We start from the raw sequence: 17,375 nt of genomic DNA on the forward strand, positions 1-17,375 counted from the left end.
TGGGATCGGCGAAAAGATGACCTCAGGCCGGTGATCGGTCAACCTCGGGCTGCATCGCCGACGGTCAGTCAGGCTGAGGCAGCTTGCCGGTGCGATTGAGCAGCCCTTCCAGAAGAACCTTGAACGCCTTCACTGCCTTCTTCGACGTCGCTTCGGGATGGTTCGAATTTGCGATCCACTGCGCCGCATGCAGCGAGGCGCCGCTGACCAGCCTTGCCGCGGCTTCGGGATCGACGGCGAGAATTGTCCCCTCGTCGCTCAGTCTTTGCAGGCTCTCTGTCATCGACCGGATGCATGTGCTCTGGCTTGGCCATTGCGATGGATCGCCGAGCACCGCCGGCCCGTCGCGAAGCACGATACGCTGGATCTCCGGCTCCAGCGCCATCTCGATATAAGCGGTGCATTCGTCGACAAAGCCCTGCCAGAGATTGTCCGGCTTGGCCGAAACGACCTTCAGCCGGGCCGACATTTCGGCATCGATCTCGGCAATGACCGCCTGGAGCAGGCCCTTCTTGTCGCCGAAGTGATGATAGAGCGCACCGCGCGTCAGCCCGGCCGATGCCGTGAAATCGTCCATCGAGGCTTCGGCATAGCCGAGCGTACCGAAGGCGTGGCGTGCCGCGGCAATCAGCTTGGCGCGGGTTTCGGCAATCATCTCCTTGCGTGGTCTATGCATGCTCTGGCCCTATTAACATACGTCTCGTATGCCAATTGACATACGCCGCGTATGATCTATTTAAACTCATACGCTACGTATGTAATCGCCGAACCGGCCGTTGTCGAGGAGCCAGACCATGCAAAATCCCTATTCCCAGATCTTTCGCGCGCCCGGCGCCAAGGGCTTTGCCGCGGCCGGCTTCGTTGCCCGGCTGCCGATGGCCATGGCTCCGATCGGGATCGTCGCGATGCTGTCGCAGACCGATGGCGAATACTGGCTGGCCGGCGCCGTCTCAGCGACATATGCGCTGGCCAACGCTTTCGTCGCCCCGCAGGTATCACGGCTGGTGGACCGCCTCGGCCAGACGCGGATTGTGGTGCCGACCGCCATGATTTCCACGCTCGCTTTCGCGATCCTGATTGCAGCGGCCAATCAGCATTGGCCGATATGGACGCTATTCGTCTCGGCGCTGCTCGCCGCCGTCATGCCCAGCATCCCGGCAATGGTGCGCGCACGCTGGACCGAGATTTTTCGCAACCGCCCCGAGCTGAACACGGCGTTCGCCTTCGAGTCGGCGGCGGACGAACTGGTGTACATCGCCGGCGCATCGCTGTCGGTAGGGCTGAGCGTTGCGCTTTTTCCGGAAGCGGGAGTGCTCGCGAGCACATTGTTCCTCGCCTTCGGTTCGACGGCCTTCATCCTGCAGCGCTCGACCGAACCGCGAGCCCGACCGGTGGAACATGGTTCAGGCGGCTCGGCAATCCGCCTGCGGCCGGTCCAGATCATCACCTTGGCCCTGATCTTCATCGGCGCGACCTTCGCCACCACGGAGGTGAGCACGGTGGCGATCACCAAGGAGCTTGGCCAGCCAGGGGCCGCCAGCTTCGTCATCGGCGTCTACGCGCTCGGATCGTTCGTCGTCGGCATCATCATCGGCGCCCTGAACCTGAAACTGCCGCTGCAAATTCAGCTTGCCATCGCAATCGCCATCATTGCGCTTACCACGCTGCCGCTGCTCGTCGCCGACACAGTACCGCTGCTGGCACTGGCCGTCTTCGTCAGCGGCGTGGCGATTTCGCCGACCTTCATCACGGCATTCGGCCTGATCGAACGGCGCGTGCCCGAGGCGGTGCTGACCGAAGGCGTGACCTGGGTGATGACCGGCATCGGCATCGGCATGGCGCTCGGCTCGTTCGCCGCCGGCTGGGTGGTGGACGCTTTCGGCGCGCAGAACGGGTTCTGGGTATCGGTGGCATCGGGCACAATCGCGCTGGTCATCGTGCTCGCCGGCCAGCGCAGCCTTGCCGCGCCGGGCTGCGACATGGCTGCATGCGACGCAGCGGCGGTCGCTGCGGAATAGTTTCCGGCGCGTCCGGTCCCGAGGCGGGCCGGACGCATACCAGCATCGTGAGAATGGCTTAAAGAATCTCGGTCTTGGCAATGTGGATGCCAAAACCTTCGAGGCCGACATAATGGCGCTCGCGCGAGGCGATCAGGTTGATCGAGGAAATGCCGAGATCCTTGAGGATTTGCGCGCCGAGGCCGATCTCGCGCCATTCGTTTTCGCGGCGGCGAGCCTCTTCGTGATCCTCGCGGTCGCCGGCAGCCGGGCGCTTGCGCTCCTGATGGGCGACGCCGACCGAGCCTTCGCGCAGATAGACGATGACGCCGCGCTGGCGCTCGCCCATCGCCTTCATGATGGCGTCCAGCCTGTGGCTGGTTCCGAAGACGTCGCTGACCACGTCCTCGGAATGAAGGCGCACCGGCACCTCGACGCCGTCGCGGATATCGCCGAAGACGACCGCCACGTGATGCATGGAATCCCAGGGCAGCGTGTAGGTGAAGACCTGTGCCTTGCCGCCGGGCGTCTCGATGTCGGAACAGGCGACGCGCTCGACGAGCGTTTCCTTGCGTTGCCGGTAGCCGATAAGGTCGGCAACCGAGATCTGCTTCAACCCGTGCTTTTCGGCGAAGGCCTGCACCTGCGGGCCACGCATGACGGTGCCGTCATCATTGACCAGCTCGGAAATGACGCCGACCGGCGGCAGGCCGGCGAGCTTGCAGAGGTCGACAGCGGCTTCGGTATGGCCCGAACGCATCAGCACGCCGCCTTCACGCGCGATCAGCGGAAAGATGTGGCCGGGGCGGACGAAATCGGAAGCACCGACATTGCCATTGGCGAGATTGCGCACCGTCAGCGTGCGGTCGTCCGCCGAAATGCCGGTCGTGGTGCCGTGCTTGAAGTCGACGCTGACGGTAAAGGCGGTGGTGTGGGCGGAATCATTGTCAGCCACCATCGGCGACAGGTTGAGCCGCTTTGCTTCCTCGCGCGGCATCGGCGTGCAGACGATGCCCGACGTGTTGCGGACGATGAACGCCATCTTTTCCGGCGTGCAATGGACGGCGGCGACGATCAGGTCACCCTCGTTCTCGCGGCCGTCATCGTCCATAACGACGACGATCTCGCCGCGCTCGAAGGCGCGCAGGGCTTCGACGATTTTCTTCTGGTCGTAAGGCATGGGTGCTCGCTTCGCTCGCGGGAACAGGGGAGTAAGGGAGTAGGGCAGTACGGGAGTAGGGAAAAGGAAAAAATGCTGTCGTGGGAGCTGCGTAACCTACTCCCCTACTCCCCTACTCCCCTACTCCCCTACTCCCCTACTCCCCTACTCCCCTACTCCCCTACTCCCCTACTCCCCTACTCCCTTCCCGTTTGTCCCCGATGACGCAGATAATGATCCGCAATGGCGCAGGCAACCATCGCCTCGCCGATCGGTACGGCGCGGATGCCGACACATGGATCGTGCCGGCCCTTGGTCATGATCTCGACGTCGTTACCGTCCTTGTCGATCGACTTTCGCGGCGTCAGGATCGACGAGGTCGGCTTGACGGCGAAACGCGCGACGATCGCCTGGCCGGTCGAGATGCCGCCGAGGATGCCGCCGGCATTGTTGGACAGGAAGACCGGCTTGCCGTCATTGCCCATGCGCATCTCATCGGCATTCTCCTCGCCGGTGATGCGGGCGGCCTCGAAACCGTTGCCGATCTCGACGCCCTTGACGGCGTTGATCGACATCAGGCCGGCGGCGATGTCCTGGTCGAGCTTGGCATAGATCGGCGCGCCAAGCCCCGCCGGAACGCCGTCGGCGACGATCTCGATGACCGCACCGACCGAGGAGCCCGCCTTGCGGATGCCGTCCAGATATTTCGTGAAGACGGCGACGGATGCCGGATCAGGCGTGAAGAACGGGTTTTCGGCGTCGCGGACGAAATTCCAGTTCCAATTGGCGCGATCGATCGATTTATCGCCCATCGACACCAGCGCGCCGCGCACCACCATGCCGGGCACGACCTTTCGGGCAAGCGCCCCGGCGGCCACCCGCGCCGCCGTCTCACGCGCCGAGGAGCGACCGCCGCCGCGGTAATCGCGCAGGCCGTATTTGACCTCGTAAGTGTAATCGGCATGGCCCGGCCGGAACTGGCGGGCGATGTCGCCATAGTCCTTGGAGCGCTGGTCGACGTTCTCGATCAGCATCGACACCGGCGTGCCGGTGGTGACCATCGTCTCACCGTCCTCATCGAGGATGAAGCCGGACAGGACCTTCACCTCGTCAGGTTCGCGACGCTGCGTTACAAAACGTGACTGGCCGGGGCGGCGCTTGTCGAGTTCGGCCTGGATCTCGTCGCGAGTGAAGCGGATGCCTGGCGGACAGCCGTCGACGACGCAGCCCAGCGCCGGCCCGTGGCTTTCGCCCCAGGTGGTGACGCGGAAAAGATGGCCGAACGTGTTGTGCGACATGGAACCAGCCCTGCCGGCGTCGGAGCCGGCTCAGCGCATGAGCCCGAAAATCGGAGCGATTTTCGGAAAGGATCATGCACAAAATCAAAAGTGCTACAGCGTCCCTTGCGCGTCCAGGAGGACGCGCGGCGCTGTCGCCTGCCTTCTATTGGCGTTTTCCACAGTGGTCAAACTGTGATCCCGCGGATTTAGTTTTGACACATTCGATTGGTTTCTGCTCAGTTCCGTTCCGTTGGACCGAGCCGCTGTACCGGCAATGATTAAAGAGGACGATGATGCGTATCCTGATTGGCGCTGTTGCCGCCACGCTGTTGATTTCCACCGCCGCCTTCGCCGGCCAGACCGAAGGCCTGATCAAGAAGGTCGACAAGGATGCGCTGACGCTGACGCTGGACGACGGCAAGTCCTACAAGCTGAACGCCGAAACCGACCTCGATGCGCTGAAGCCAGGCATGGACATCGTCCTCGCCTACGACGTGACCAATGGCGAGAACGTCGTCACCGATATGGAACTGCCGGACACCGGATCGACCGAGTAGGACGCGTCGATATTCAGCTGATGCCGGCCCGACCTGATCTCAACATACGCTACGTCATCGGTCTCAGAGCCACTCCAGGCGCCGGCCGTCCAGTCTGAGCACGCGATCCTGCGGCACTTCCATGCTGACCGCATCTTGTTCGGACATCCCAAGTACCAAGCGGAACATTACGCGCATGATGCCACCATGGGTCACGCAGACCGTCTGGCGATCGAGCGCGTCGAACCACGGCTTCACCCGTTCGAGCAGCATCTGGTAGCTTTCGGCGCCCTCGCCGGGCGGCTGGAAATTCCATTTATCGAGGCGGCGGCGCCTGGTCGAACCGGGATTGTTCGCCTCGAGTTCGGCAAAGGTGAAACCCTGCCAGTCGCCAAAGCTCAATTCCACGAGCAGCGGCTCGGTGCGATAGGCGTGCGGATCGAGCTTCATCGCCGCGCGCAGGCGCTCCATCGTCTCGCGCGTGCGCCGCATCGGGCTGGCGACAAAGTCGAAATCTTCGGGCTTGTCGATGAGTTCGGCCAGCCTGCGCCCGTTGCGGCTAGCCTGCTCGCGGCCGAGCTCGTTGAGGTCGGTATCGGCCTGCCCCTGCAGCCGGGCCTCGGCGTTCCACGCCGTCTGGCCGTGGCGCACGATATAGACGAGCGGGTACATCAGGTCTTCCGGAAGAGGTCAGGCGGTGGCGTCAGTCCTTGACCGTCGAAATATCCGGCGCGTCGACCGCCTTCATGCCGACGACATGATAGCCGGAATCGACATGATGGACCTCGCCGGTGACGCCGCGCGAAAGGTCGGACAGGAAATAGACGGCGGAATCGCCGACCTCCTCCTGCGTGACCGTCTGCTTCAACGGCGAATTGTATTCGTTCCATTTCAGGATATAGCGGAAATCGCCGATGCCGGATGCGGCAAGCGTCTTGATCGGGCCGGCGGAGATCGCGTTGACACGGATTTTCTTGGCGCCGAGGTCGACGGCCAGATAGCGCACGCTGGCTTCGAGTGCCGCCTTGGCGACACCCATGACGTTGTAGTGCGGCATCACCTTTTCCGCGCCGTAGTAGGTCAGCGTGAGCAGCGAGCCGCCGTCGGTCATCAGCGCCTCGGCACGTTTGGCGATGGTGGTGAAGGAATAGACCGAAATATCCATGGTGCGCAGGAAATTGTCGCGCGTCGTCTCGACATAGCGGCCGGTCAGTTCGTCCTTGTCGGAAAAGGCGATGGCGTGGACGAGGAAATCGAGCTTGCCACCCCAGTGCTTGCTGACATTTTCGAACACCGCATCGAGGCTGGCCGGGTCGGTCACATCACAATGGCCGGCGACATGCGCGCCCAGTTCCGCCGCGAGCGGCTCGACGCGTTTCTTGAACGCCTCGCCCTGATAGGTCAGCGCGATCTCGGCGCCATGGTCGACACAGGCCTTGGCGATGCCGTAAGCGATCGAGCGATTGTTGGCGATGCCAAGGATAAGGCCGCGCTTGCCGGCCATAAGGCCCCGTCCACCCGCCATGTCAGCGCTCTCCGAAAGGTTCTCTGCTTTGTGGAGTGCCTATCGCACAGCCACAGTGCCCCTTCAAGCGTTCAAAGCGGACAGTTCGGGGGACAAAAGCGTTTGCTCAACAGCGCCGCGCGTCCTTTGGACGTGCAAAGGACGCTGTAGCGCTTTGACCTTGCGGTCGTGGGCCGGTGGGCAAACCCGACACTTGGTGTCCGTGTGGCACGGCGGAAGATGAGCCTTTGGCGGAAGTTTCGTTGGCCACCGGCCGAAGTCACGCTCATGACCCCAAGCCGACTTCCATGCTTTGGGCCGTGGACGATCGCTTTGCGCCTCATCTCGGCCATTCAAGTTAGCTCGGCCATTCCCTTAAACCGGACATTATAGGCGACCGCGCTGGGGGCCGGCATTCGAAACCCTTCACAATAGCCGTGATTCCGGAAGCTTCTTAGAAGCGGCCACTTAAGACTAGGTGTCGCCTATTGCAGTCCGATGCGTCCCGTAGCCGACGAAAACGCGGATAAGAAGCTAAACCGCGCTGGAGATCATATCGAAGCCAGTCGACCTCCGCCTGGACAACGGCTCCCGATAAACAGTCCACGCACCGCCGGTATCCCGGCAGCGCCTGGGAAAATTTCAGCCATTGCTCGGTCAGGAAGACGCAGGTGTTCCGTCAGCACGCCCTTTATGATCGATCGTACGTCCGTCGTAGCAGCCAAGTCTGTTCCGCCATGAAGCAGGTCTCGAGCAAGACCGGGCCAGCGATTGCCTACTCGCCCGCCGGCAACGGCGCCACCCATTAACAAGGTGACACTCGCGACGCCGTGATCAGTGCCGCCGTCGGTGTTGGGCACCACGGAACGGCCGAACTCCGTGACCACCAGCACCGCCGTCCTGTTCCAGGCAGGCCCGGACGCTTGGGCAAATGCAATGAGGCCCCGCGCGAGCCCATTCAAACTCCGCGCCAGCCTTCCGAAGTCCGCTCCCTGCGCCACATGCGTGTCGAAGCCGGCCACCTCGAGCATCGCGATCCGCGGTCCGCCCGTAGCTGACAGGGCAAGCGCCGCGCTCCTGGCCGCGTCGCCGAAGCGAGCCGCGTCGCATGCGGCATGTTGTTCCAGCAGGCTTTCGCTGCCCTTTGCGCCGGACGGCCAAGTGCCCTCGGCGTAGAGGCGGACGAGTTCGAGCCGAGGATTGGCCAGCGCAAGATGGGCCAGCATGTCCATCGATCGATCGGCCGGTCTGCCCCGCCACACCGCCTTCTGCCGGCGCGACAGTACAGAAGAAGCCCGGTCGAGCCATCCGGCGCTGCCGCCGTCGATATCGCCGTCGAACAGCGCCGCCTGGGCGGCCGCGTGGGACCGGCCCGCATCCGGAATGGCGGTCGCGGGCACGATGAGCAACTCGCCGCACGAGTAGTGGGGCAGGAGAGACCCGAGCGCCGGATGAAGCGCGAAGAGCCCGTCGAGCTTGAGCATCTCGGCGACGCCAGAGTTCGGGAAAGGCACGAGGGGCCCGCGCACCGAGGCAAAATGCGGATCGCCGTAGGGCGGCACAGCAGCTAGTGCATCTAGTCCGCCACGCACGTGGACGAGCAGAAGGCGAGGATCTTCGTCCACAAGCGAGGCACCGGCCAGACGCACGCTACCGAACGCGGACGCCAAGACCAAACCTTGCAGCGCTGCCCTTCGGGTCAGTTGCATTTAGGCTCGTCCGAACTTGGGTTCACCGGCGTACCCGCGGTCATATACCCTAGCAGATCCGTATTCGGGCTAAGACTTCCCGTTGTCAGAGCCTTGTTAGTCGGCTGCGCGTTGCGAACCAAAAGGCCGGCAAGTGCCGGGGCTGCGAAAGATGTGCCCGAACAGATGTTCCTCCGGAGCTTGCCGTTCTTTCGGCTCTTCCACAGTGACAGGACATTGACGCCCGGTTCGGCATAGGACGCGCCGAACGCCCCCCCGCGCCATAGCGTGTCGCACCAGGCGTTGCTGATGCCTTGGCATTTCCCAGGAGTTGCCACCTGAATATATTCGCTGTTGGAAGCCGAAGCGCTGTATATCGCTCCCACCTTGTTTCCTGTCGTCACAGGCGAAAAATAAGTCGCCGCATTGGCCGGGAAATAAGACTGTACCCAAGGGCCCTCTTCGTCTTCCCGGGGGTTGCCCGCAGCTACCACAACGCGCACCTGACGGTCGGCGATCTGATAAAGAAGGGCGTCGAGAAATTTAAGATCTTGCAACGTGCTTCCGCGTCTGGTGCTCTCCAGATATAATGCACCCCAACTCAAGTTCAGAATATCCCCAGCGACCGCGTTGTCCCGAACATGGCGAAGCGCGAGAAGAGGCGGGCCGAAAATTTCGGTCTTCAGCTTACTGAAGGCCTTTACGATCTTGAGCGGGGCGTCGGGGCTGACACCAACCAGACCTATATACTGGTCGCCCTGCTTGACACGCTTTCCGCCGATAACTGCTGCCACCATCGTCCCGTGCCCTACTGTGTCGTCGAGGCTCGACACGGTCTGGCATGGGCTGCTCGTGCAATCGATGGCTTCCTGAACCTTGAGGAGCCCGGCGGTGACAACGCTCCAATCCACTCCGCTGTCGATGATCCATACGGTGGGCGATCCTGAAGCCACCGGCTGTGGTGACCCGACGACCCTGCAGACGCTGGGAGGGACAACATCCGCAGTCGGCGAGATGCCCAGGAGTTCCGGCCCCTCGCAGGTGGCACCATCGAACAGGTTCACCACGAAAGGATCCGGCTCCTCATATCCCCTGGAGCGCAGCTCTTCGATCTCGCTCTCGGAAAAGGTCCCCGTCACGATGCTGATACCGATATCCGGCATGTCCACCGCGTCCAGCTTGCCCTTGCCTGCGATGAACTTGTTTAGCGCGCCGATATCCTTGCGTAACTCCGCCGCCCTGGCGATGTCGACGATGAAAGTCTTTTCGATGTCACCGCTGTCGGTGAAGCCCTCCTCGCCTGACGCTTCCGGTCTCGCTGTTCCGACAACGGCGAGGAGACAGCCGAGCAACAGCACACGAAGTTGAGCAAGTATCATTCGTACACCCTCCGGCTGTCGTTACTGATACCGCGAGGATCAGAATGCTCCCAATACGGCTTTCTGTCCATGAAAACATCGAGTCGATGCGAGCATGCCGCCTGCGCATTGCTTGCGACAGATGCAAAATGCGTTTAGGCTATTTGCATTGACCTCGGAGGGGAGCCTCGGCGATGCCCAGGGCAGAATTGAAGCCAGGTCGGCAAGTCCAAGAGATCGGCGCAGCGATCGTAGGGGCCTGGCTCAAGCTTTTGCCGGCCTCGTCACGTATCTTGTCCATGGATTCAACAGATCCCCTAACAATTACCATTGATCGGCAGATTTTCGCCGTCGGTGATACTATCAGACTTCGGCCGGAAGCAGGCCGTGCCATCGGCAACATCAGGGTCCGGACCGCCGCCGCCGGAACAGCGCCACATTCGCAGACGCTGACGATAGAAGATCTGAATGGTCAGCCCATAAAATACGAGGATGACCCTCTCGACGGGGGCGACGCGATCCCGAATGCTGCCGCGTATGCGGACCTGAAGCGTGATCTCAAATTGGTGCTGGAAGACATCGTGGAAACGGGAGTGTCTGTCGAAGTTCACGTGGACGAACCGAACTTGATCAACGTGGTGGTGCCCCAGGTGCCGAGGGGGGTCCTGACCCGCAGCGATCTGATCGATTATCTCCACGACTATCACAAATACGCCCAGGGCAGGCACTACCATGACGAGCTCGCCACGGCCGTGCTCTTTGGCTGCAGATAGTCGCCAGTCCCTACTCGGGCAATCCCGCTTCCCGCATGCCGTTGAGCAGCGTGTTGCGGTCTCCGTCCAGCTTGTAAGGTTCCTTGGCGGCGAACCGCCGCCGGGAGAACTCCGGTGCGCCACGCAGAACCAGCAACGTGTAGCTCTTCGCCTCTTGGCTTCGGCCAAGTAGGGCGTTCGCTGCGGCCAGATAGACCTTAACCCAGGTCGGCATGGTGGACGAGCGGCCCAGATCGACAACTGCCTTATCCGGACGGTGGGCAATGAAATGGGCAAGACCGCGGAACGGCCAATACCATGAAGGCTCGTACAGGGGATCGAGCACTCGCGCCCGTTCGAACCAGTCCAAGGCACTTTGGGGCTCGCCGGCAAATGTTTGATAAGTCCCTTGATAGGAGACCTGCTCGGGATCGTGCGGATTGAGTTCGAGCGCGCGTGCGTATAGCTGAGATGCGACGTCGAAATCACGACGGTGGAGGAGCACCCAGCCCAGTATGTTCAGGCAGACTGGATCATTGGGGGAAAGCGCCACCGCTTTTTTTGCGATGTCATAAGCCTCGGCAAGCACCGCATCCGACGGCCCCATGTCGCGAAACCATTCAAGCTGTTTATAGTGGGCGAGCTTGGCGTACGCGCGCCCGTAGGATGGATCGAGCTCGATCGCTCGCTGATACCACTGTCGAGCCTCCATTTCGGCCGCGATGTCGCCCAGGGGCAGGGCATTGCCCCGGAGCACGCACTCATAGGCCGCGAGATTGGCAGGTGGTTTACGCCGCGCCTTCTCGGCGCCTGCGGCCGTAAGACGGCCGATAACGGTCCCGACGATCTTCCCGATCAGTTCGTCCTGGACATCGAAGATGTCCTGCTCGTCCCCGTCGTAGCGCTCGGCCCATAAGCACTCACCCGAGGTTGCGTCGACCAGTTCGCATGTAATGCGCATTCGCCGGCCCATGCGGCGGATGCCGCCTTCAATGACGAAATCCACGCCACTATCCGCCACCAGGTCCACATCCTCGAGCCGCGTCGACGTGTAATGAGACGCAACCGTAAGCTGAGTAAAGCGCGTCAGTTCCGTGACGAAGTCTTCGGTGAAGCCGCCACTGAAATAGGGTTGGACGTCGCCCGCGCTCTTGAACGGGCGAACGAGGATGGAGGGCTTGCTCGGACCAGCCAACTGTGCAGTCGATGCAGGCGGCAGCCCTTTAGGCTTGTGGAACAACGAGTATACGGGAATCGGGCGTGGAATGTTCTTGAGATGCTGTTCGCCGCAAAACTCAAACGGAAGATGAATTTTGTCGCGAACTTCGTCGTGCACCTTTCCGGAAAGGCAGATTCCGCCCGGACTGGCGAACTGTTCCAGGCGCGCGGCTATGTTGACGGTATCTCCAAACACATCGCCATCGGTATCGACAATGATATCACCGAAGTTGATCCCAATCCGGAGAAAAATTTCCTGGCTGGCTTTCGCCGAAGACTGGCCGACAAGCAGTTCCTGGACTTCCACTGCTGACTGCACGGCTTCGAAAGCGCTTGGGAACTCGGCGAGCATCCCGTCTCCGGTCGTTCGCACAACCCGTCCCCGGTGCTGCGTGATCCTAGGCTCTATTTCGTCCTGCATGAGATGCTTGACGAGCGCGAAGGTGCGCTCCTCGTCCCGGGCCATCAGCGACGAGTAACCGACCATGTCAGCAGCCAGGATAGCCGTCAGACGTCGCTGAAGATTGCTGTCGCCCGCGTTCATTCTCTCCCTCGGCGGGTTATATTATGTTCGACGGTGGCTTGACGATATCAAAGCGTCTCGCAGGAGTTTGCATCATACTCCAGTGCGTGTCAGCGTGCGAATGAGCAATTGGTGCCGATAATGTAGAGGATTGAACAGTGAGGGCCGTGCTTGGGTGAAGGGTCCATAAGGCCGGAGCGGCAGGCGGCCGAGGCAGGTGCCGGCGGGTCAAGCCTGGTTTACGGCCCCATCGTGATCACCGATCCCACGCTCGGATGCCCGATCACGGTCGCGGTCGGTCCCGTACGAGGGGCCAGACCTTCTCGTTTTGTGTCAGGGTGGGGCAACAGCACGCAGGAGGCGGCAACCGCCTGCGTGTATGAGGCCGATGAAACCTATTTCGCCCAGATGATCCCTCATGAGCGACTGTCACGCGCCCGCGCCGGCGAATTGCGCGGGCGCGTGATCGAGCCGCCTGCACTCACACTTTTCAGTGACGCGCAGTATTGCGAGCGGCTGCATTGGAACAAAAACGTCGATGATAGCCGCGCGGTCCCGATCCGCTGGCGCAGGTCGCAGCCGCTGGACTGGATCCGGAGTGATCCGCGCTTCAGCACGAGCGAGGCCTGGGTGCCTGCGGGATTGTGCTTTCTCGGGTATCCCAACGATGAGTCATCAGGTCTGCCCCCGGCTGACTCCAATGGTCTTGCGAGGGGATCGAGCATGGAGGACGCGGTCGTGCGCGGCTTCTGCGAAGTCGTGGAGCGCGATGCAACGGCCATATGGTGGTACAATCGGCTGGTTCTGCCTCGGATAGACCTGACTTCGCTGTCGGATGGACTGGCATCCCAATACGCCGATTGGCTGCTGACGCAGAACCGCGAATTGCGGCTTCTGCTCCTGACGCTTGACCTGCCCATCCCCATTGTCGCTGCAATTTCTCATCACGTCGGGGGTGGCGCGATTGCGTTCGGATTCGCGGCCGGACGATCCATGTCGGAGGCGGCCCGGCGCGCGGTGGGGGAACTTGCAGAATGTGAGGCGAACCTAACCCTGCTCAAACGGAACGCCGATACGTCCGGCACGGCGGCCTTCACCCCCGGCGCGCTGCACCTCTATCGGTGGCACATGGACGAGAACATTCATCGCCTTCCTCACCTGTCTGGCAATTCAGCAATTCAGGCCTCTTCGGCCGAGTTGCGACTGGATTGGAACTATTGCCTCGACATCTGCCGCGAGCACGAACTTGAGATCTTTGCGGTCAACCTGACGCACAACGCCGAATCGCCTGTTGCACGAGTGTTTGTACCTGGACTTCGTCCTACCAAGCCCCGGTTGGGCGGCGGCAGGCTCTATGATGTCCCTGTGCGCCTAGGTTTGAGGCCATCAGTTTCCCAGGCCATCCACGAGGTTCCCTTTCCATTGTGATCGTATGGTCGCGGGCATGCCCACCGCGGAAGGCACGCTTTTCAGACGGTATCAAGCGCCAGCCTTTTCGACCGTCAGCGCTTTCGCCGGCGCATCAGCGCCTCTAGCTCGGCGTCGCCGCCTTCCGGCAGCATCAGCCGCACGTGCGCGTAGAGGTCGCCGTGACCGCCGGCCTTTTCCGGCAGGCCCCTGCCCTTCAGCCGCAGAACCTTGTCCGAGCTCGACCAAGGGGGGACGTTGACCGCAATCCTGCCGGTCGGAGTTTCGACTGCCACCTTGGCGCCATGCACCGCATCGGCCAGTTCCACCGGCAGGTCGACATGCAGGTCGCGGCCCTCGACGCGGTAGCGCGGGTGCCGGCGGAAACGGATCTTGACCAGCGCATCGCCCGGCTGCCCCGGTCCTTGCTCACCCTGGCCTTTCAACCGGATGGTCTGGCCGTCCTCGACATAGGCCGGCAACTTGACCGCCATCTTGCGGCCGTCGGGGAACATCGCCGTCACTTTCTCGGCGGTGGCGGCTTCCTCGATGGTGACGTCCAGCGTCACGTTGAGATCTGCGGCCGTCGGCGCCTGACGGCGGCCGCCCGTGCCGGCGCCGCGCTGCTGGCTGAAAGCATCGCCGAAGATCTGGCTGAAGATGTCGCTGTTGCCGTCGAACGGATCGCCGCCGGGACGGCCCGTGCGGAATTCGAAATGCGCGCCGCCCGGCCCTTGCTGCCGGCGGAAACCGGCGAAAGGATCGGCGCCGCCGGCCGCACTCTCGAAACCCTGAAACCGCGGTTTGCCTTCGGCGTCGATCTCACCGCGATCGAAAGCCGCCCGGTTCTTCTCGTCGCCGACGATCTCGTAAGCCTGGTTGGCGGCGGCAAAACGCTCCTTTGCCTTGGGATCCGGATTCTGGTCCGGATGATACTTCTTGGCGAGCTTCCGGTACGCCGATTTTATGTCCTTGGCCGATGCGTTCTTGGCAACGCCCAGCACCTCATAGGGGTCGCGCATGCTTACTGCCCTGGAGAAGGAGTGGTTCCATGATCGCCTCCTATATGCGCTTGCATAGGAAGAAATTCCAGTGGCTTACCGCTATATAGCCGGCGGAAAATCAGAGCGCCTTGAAGTCCTGTATGCGCCAGATGCTGCCGCCGGCCAGGCATATTTCGCCTTTGAACAGCGCGACGCCGTCGAAGCTTTCGCGCGACGCGGTGAAGCGACGGCATGTCTCACCGTTAGCCCTGAATTCTGCGAGCTCGGTGATGGAGCCGCGCGAGCCGGTGTCGGCATTCGCCCAGGGAATGGCCTGCCCGGCCAGTTGCTCGACGTCGGCGGAGGACACGGCGTTGCGGATCGTGGCCTGGTCGGAAGCGCGGTCCTGATCGAGCGGCGTGACTGAGGCCGGCGTGCTCGAGGTCAGTATCGAGCGGTCGACCTCCGCCTGCTCCAGGCTGAAGCCGCCCCCGCCACAGGCGGCAAGCGGCAGGATGATTGTCACGATCATGGCTTTGGCGCTGGCCGAAGCGATAACGCTCCATTGCCCACTGTCAAAGGCTTGCGCGATACGCGACAATCGGCAATCTCCCCAGCCGGCGACAAATTTGGGAAAACTATGAGCGAAACCGGGTTAACAAGCGGTGACTTTACCGAGGCGGCGGAGCCGTTCCGGCTCTTTGCGGCGTGGCTCGACGACGCGACGAAGAGCGAAATCAACGACCCCAACGGCATGGCGCTGGCGACGGTCGACGCCGAGGGCATGCCGAATGTCCGCATGGTGCTGCTCAAGGGGGTCGATGAGGGCGGCTTTGTCTTCTACACGAATTTCGAAAGCGCCAAGGGCCGCGAGATTCTTGGCAGCATGAAAGCGGCGATTTGCTTCCACTGGAAATCGTTGCGCCGGCAGGTGCGGGCGCGCGGCCCGGTGGAGATCGTCACCGAGGCCGAAGCCGATGCCTATTACGCGACCCGTCCGCGCGGCAGCCGCATCGGCGCCTGGGCCTCCAAGCAGTCGCGGCCGCTGGAAAGCCGCTTCGCGCTGGAAAAGGCGGTTGCCGAATATACGGCGCGCCACGCGATCGGCGACATCCCGCGGCCAAAACACTGGTCGGGCTTTCGCATCGTGCCGCAGACCATCGAGTTCTGGCACGACCGTCCGTTCCGGCTGCACGACCGTGTCGTGTTTTCGCGCAACGCCGAGGGCGGCTGGGACAAGGTGAGGCTTTATCCCTAGGGGACGACGGTGGACCGCCGATCTCCCCCTTGTAGTGAGACAGGCAGCTTCCGCACCGGCGCCCATTTTTTCAGCCCTTCTTCCTGGTCATGAAGGCGGCCAAGGCCGGGCCGCTTCTGCCGGATTTCCAAATTCCTACGATCACGATCTCGTGTGCGTGAAACGTTCCAGCTTGCCGCAACGAACCAGGAAAGGGCTCAACGCGCCGCCGGCGCAAATTCAGGAGGAAGCAATGCATTCACTCAGGTTGGTCACGATAGCCGGTCTTGCCTGCCTTTTCGCTTCGCAAGCCTTTGCGGAGGACGCGATGGGGACAATGACGGTGATGAAGGGTGGGGAGGTCATGGCGATCATGCCCGATGGGCATATGGGCACCATGATGCCCGACGCGAAGATGAGCGCCGAAATGATGAAAATGGCGAAACCGATCAAGCATTGCATGATGTTGATGACCGACGCCAAAGGCAAGACATTCATGATCGACACGTCTTCGGCAAAGGCCCAGGCCGAATGTAAAAAAATGGCGATGTAACAAAGAGATCATGGCAAGAAAACCCGCCGGTTGCTGCCGGCGGGTCCACGATGCGAGACAAGGCCAGAAGGTCTAGGCCTTCTTCCTGGTCATGAAGGCCGTCAAGGCTGCGCGGGCCTCGTCGGATTTGAGCCGCTCGCGGAAATGCTGGCTTTCCTGGCCGATGCGTTCGACAAGGGCGTCGCGCGAGCCGCGCACCAGGTCGCGCGCGATCTTCAGCGCTTGCGGCGGTTTGGCAGCGATCTGGCCCGCCGCCGCCAATACCGATGCTTCGAGTTCCCTCTCCTCGACCACCTCGTAGATCAGCCCGGCGGCCTTCGCGCGCTCGGCCGAAAAGCCCTCGCCGAGGCCAAGCAGCGCGAAGGCGCCTTGGCGGCCGAGGATCTGCGGCGCGAGCAGGCTCGAACCGGCCTCCGGCACAAGGCCGAGATCGACGAAGGGCGTCCAGAATAGTGTGCGCGGCGTGGCGAAGGTCAGGTCGCAATGCAGGTTGAGCGTGGTGCCGATACCGACCGCAATGCCGTCGACACCGGAAACCATCGGCTTTTCCACCTTGGCCAGCGCCATCAGGAAATCCCAGACCTCGGTACCGCCTTCACCGCCCGAGGCGACAATCATGAAATCGGCAAGGTCGTTGCCGGACGAGAAGGCACCGGGCACGCCGAGAAAGACATGGACGCGGATCGCCGGATCGGCGTCGCCCCCGGCAAGGGCCGCCGACATCGTCGCGTACATGGCGCGGGTCAGGGCGTTCTTCTTGTCCGGACGGTTGATGCGGATGATCTGGATGGCGCCCCGGCGTTCGACGAGGATGTGGTCTGTCACGGATTGGTCCTTTGTGAATTTCGGGCCTTTGTGAATTTCGGCGCGTGCGAACCTCAGGCTGAAATCAGCGCCTTGCCGGCAACGGCAAGGCTGTCGGCGCCGCCGACGACGCGCTCTTTGAGCGCGGCCACTTCGCCAAGCAGGTTCTCGGCGAAGAACCGGCAAAGCGCGATGCGGTTTTGGTCGGCAAGCGCGCCGCGCGCCAGATAGGCCCCGCCTGCGGCAAGCGAGATCAGCCTGAGATAGGGTGTGGCGCGGGCCCCCGCCGGGGTCTTTTACAAAACAGACGCGGCCGACCCACTGTAGCGGGTCGAGGGCGGTGGGGGGGCAGGCAAGTAAAAAAAAAGAGGGGGGG

17 protein-coding genes and 1 pseudogene are annotated in these 17,375 nt (G+C 62.3%); 6 read left to right on the forward strand and 12 right to left on the reverse strand.

From position 1 onward, the window contains the following. Positions 1-64 precede the first annotated feature (64 nt). A complete protein-coding gene (locus NKI72_RS02475; RefSeq protein ID WP_352830716.1) occupies positions 65-676 on the reverse strand; it encodes a TetR/AcrR family transcriptional regulator in 612 nt (203 codons plus the stop codon). Positions 677-794: 118 nt separating this feature from the next. On the opposite strand from NKI72_RS02475, the gene NKI72_RS02480 reads away from it, so the two are divergent. Continuing rightward, positions 795-2,018 carry an MFS transporter gene (locus NKI72_RS02480; protein ID WP_352849874.1) on the forward strand — a complete coding sequence of 408 codons (1,224 nt, stop codon included), beginning with the start codon at positions 795-797 and terminating at the stop codon, positions 2,016-2,018. Between the two features lie 58 nt (positions 2,019-2,076). Here NKI72_RS02480 and ribB read toward each other — a convergent pair whose 3' ends face one another. Together ribB and aroC are read right to left on the reverse strand one after the other, a co-directional pair. Further along, positions 2,077-3,177, reverse strand: coding sequence for a 3,4-dihydroxy-2-butanone-4-phosphate synthase (ribB, locus tag NKI72_RS02485; protein ID WP_352449900.1), 1,101 nt, complete (start codon positions 3,175-3,177; stop codon positions 2,077-2,079). A 176-nt stretch (positions 3,178-3,353) separates the two neighbouring features. After that, on the reverse strand, positions 3,354-4,454 hold the full coding sequence (gene aroC, locus NKI72_RS02490; protein ID WP_352748766.1) for a chorismate synthase: 1,101 nt from the start codon (positions 4,452-4,454) through the stop codon (positions 3,354-3,356). A gap of 275 nt (positions 4,455-4,729) precedes the next feature. Between aroC and NKI72_RS02495 the strand changes: the two genes are divergently transcribed. Further along, positions 4,730-4,993 (forward strand): DUF1344 domain-containing protein, encoded by a 264-nt coding sequence (locus NKI72_RS02495; RefSeq protein WP_023716902.1) that lies wholly within the window; start codon positions 4,730-4,732, stop codon positions 4,991-4,993. Positions 4,994-5,056: 63 nt separating this feature from the next. On the opposite strand, the gene NKI72_RS02500 is transcribed toward NKI72_RS02495, so the two are convergent. The 4 genes from NKI72_RS02500 to NKI72_RS02515 all read right to left on the reverse strand — a co-directional run bounded on the left by NKI72_RS02500 (position 5,057) and on the right by NKI72_RS02515 (position 9,543). Further along, positions 5,057-5,644, reverse strand: coding sequence for a histidine phosphatase family protein (locus NKI72_RS02500; RefSeq protein ID WP_352456876.1), 588 nt, complete (start codon positions 5,642-5,644; stop codon positions 5,057-5,059). Positions 5,645-5,675: 31 nt separating this feature from the next. Beyond that, entirely contained in the window at positions 5,676-6,497 is an 822-nt protein-coding gene (fabI, locus tag NKI72_RS02505) for an enoyl-ACP reductase FabI (RefSeq protein ID WP_352830720.1), read from the reverse strand. A gap of 530 nt (positions 6,498-7,027) precedes the next feature. Then, on the reverse strand, positions 7,028-8,185 hold the full coding sequence (locus NKI72_RS02510) for a DUF1501 domain-containing protein (RefSeq protein ID WP_352748772.1): 1,158 nt from the start codon (positions 8,183-8,185) through the stop codon (positions 7,028-7,030). After that, positions 8,176-9,543, reverse strand: coding sequence for a S8 family serine peptidase (locus NKI72_RS02515; RefSeq protein ID WP_352748778.1), 1,368 nt, complete (start codon positions 9,541-9,543; stop codon positions 8,176-8,178). Before NKI72_RS02515 ends, NKI72_RS02510 begins: the two co-directional genes overlap by 10 nt. A gap of 173 nt (positions 9,544-9,716) precedes the next feature. On the opposite strand from NKI72_RS02515, the gene NKI72_RS02520 reads away from it, so the two are divergent. Continuing rightward, positions 9,717-10,295: a hypothetical protein gene (locus NKI72_RS02520; protein ID WP_352593319.1), complete on the forward strand. Its 579-nt coding sequence runs from the start codon at positions 9,717-9,719 to the stop codon at positions 10,293-10,295. A gap of 10 nt (positions 10,296-10,305) precedes the next feature. Here the strand turns inward: NKI72_RS02520 and NKI72_RS02525 are convergent, their stop codons facing one another. Further along, entirely contained in the window at positions 10,306-12,036 is a 1,731-nt protein-coding gene (locus NKI72_RS02525; protein WP_352748784.1) for an adenylate/guanylate cyclase domain-containing protein, read from the reverse strand. Between the two features lie 150 nt (positions 12,037-12,186). On the opposite strand from NKI72_RS02525, the gene NKI72_RS02530 reads away from it, so the two are divergent. Then, complete coding sequence (locus NKI72_RS02530) at positions 12,187-13,443, forward strand: YcaO-like family protein (protein ID WP_352748786.1); 1,257 nt, start codon at positions 12,187-12,189, stop codon at positions 13,441-13,443. 74 nt (positions 13,444-13,517) lie between these two features. On the opposite strand, the gene NKI72_RS02535 is transcribed toward NKI72_RS02530, so the two are convergent. Beyond that, entirely contained in the window at positions 13,518-14,444 is a 927-nt protein-coding gene (locus NKI72_RS02535; RefSeq protein ID WP_352501969.1) for a DnaJ C-terminal domain-containing protein, read from the reverse strand. Positions 14,445-14,544: 100 nt separating this feature from the next. After that, positions 14,545-15,006 (reverse strand): RT0821/Lpp0805 family surface protein, encoded by a 462-nt coding sequence (locus NKI72_RS02540; protein WP_352849875.1) that lies wholly within the window; start codon positions 15,004-15,006, stop codon positions 14,545-14,547. A gap of 39 nt (positions 15,007-15,045) precedes the next feature. Between NKI72_RS02540 and pdxH the strand changes: the two genes are divergently transcribed. After that, positions 15,046-15,663, forward strand: a complete 618-nt coding sequence (gene pdxH / locus NKI72_RS02545; RefSeq protein ID WP_352830726.1) for a pyridoxamine 5'-phosphate oxidase — start codon at positions 15,046-15,048, stop codon at positions 15,661-15,663. Positions 15,664-15,697: 34 nt separating this feature from the next. Continuing rightward, positions 15,698-16,195: a hypothetical protein gene (locus NKI72_RS02550; RefSeq protein WP_352830728.1), complete on the forward strand. Its 498-nt coding sequence runs from the start codon at positions 15,698-15,700 to the stop codon at positions 16,193-16,195. 72 nt (positions 16,196-16,267) lie between these two features. On the opposite strand, the gene NKI72_RS02555 is transcribed toward NKI72_RS02550, so the two are convergent. Both NKI72_RS02555 and NKI72_RS02560 read right to left on the reverse strand, forming a co-directional pair. Beyond that, positions 16,268-17,020 (reverse strand): crotonase/enoyl-CoA hydratase family protein, encoded by a 753-nt coding sequence (locus NKI72_RS02555; RefSeq protein WP_352849876.1) that lies wholly within the window; start codon positions 17,018-17,020, stop codon positions 16,268-16,270. Between the two features lie 53 nt (positions 17,021-17,073). Beyond that, a pseudogene (locus NKI72_RS02560) lies at positions 17,074-17,280 on the reverse strand (acyl-CoA dehydrogenase C-terminal domain-containing protein); the annotation flags it as partial. Positions 17,281-17,375 lie beyond the last annotated feature (95 nt).

Origin of the sequence: Mesorhizobium sp. M0437 (assembly GCF_040321335.1) — a bacterium.
In the GTDB taxonomy this organism is placed as follows: Bacteria; Pseudomonadota; Alphaproteobacteria; order Rhizobiales; family Rhizobiaceae; genus Mesorhizobium.

Coding starts and splice junctions, on each gene's coding strand:
- ribB (WP_352449900.1), bottom strand. CDS start 3,177: ATGCCTTACGACCAGAAGAAAATCGTCGAAGCCCTGCGCGCCTTCGAG.
- pdxH (WP_352830726.1), top strand. CDS start 15,046: ATGAGCGAAACCGGGTTAACAAGCGGTGACTTTACCGAGGCGGCGGAG.
- NKI72_RS02500 (WP_352456876.1), bottom strand. CDS start 5,644: ATGTACCCGCTCGTCTATATCGTGCGCCACGGCCAGACGGCGTGGAAC.
- NKI72_RS02525 (WP_352748784.1), bottom strand. CDS start 12,036: ATGAACGCGGGCGACAGCAATCTTCAGCGACGTCTGACGGCTATCCTG.
- NKI72_RS02510 (WP_352748772.1), bottom strand. CDS start 8,185: ATGCAACTGACCCGAAGGGCAGCGCTGCAAGGTTTGGTCTTGGCGTCC.
- NKI72_RS02515 (WP_352748778.1), bottom strand. CDS start 9,543: ATGATACTTGCTCAACTTCGTGTGCTGTTGCTCGGCTGTCTCCTCGCC.
- NKI72_RS02520 (WP_352593319.1), top strand. CDS start 9,717: ATGCCCAGGGCAGAATTGAAGCCAGGTCGGCAAGTCCAAGAGATCGGC.
- fabI (WP_352830720.1), bottom strand. CDS start 6,497: ATGGCGGGTGGACGGGGCCTTATGGCCGGCAAGCGCGGCCTTATCCTT.
- NKI72_RS02495 (WP_023716902.1), top strand. CDS start 4,730: ATGCGTATCCTGATTGGCGCTGTTGCCGCCACGCTGTTGATTTCCACC.
- aroC (WP_352748766.1), bottom strand. CDS start 4,454: ATGTCGCACAACACGTTCGGCCATCTTTTCCGCGTCACCACCTGGGGC.
- NKI72_RS02475 (WP_352830716.1), bottom strand. CDS start 676: ATGCATAGACCACGCAAGGAGATGATTGCCGAAACCCGCGCCAAGCTG.
- NKI72_RS02535 (WP_352501969.1), bottom strand. CDS start 14,444: ATGCGCGACCCCTATGAGGTGCTGGGCGTTGCCAAGAACGCATCGGCC.
- NKI72_RS02480 (WP_352849874.1), top strand. CDS start 795: ATGCAAAATCCCTATTCCCAGATCTTTCGCGCGCCCGGCGCCAAGGGC.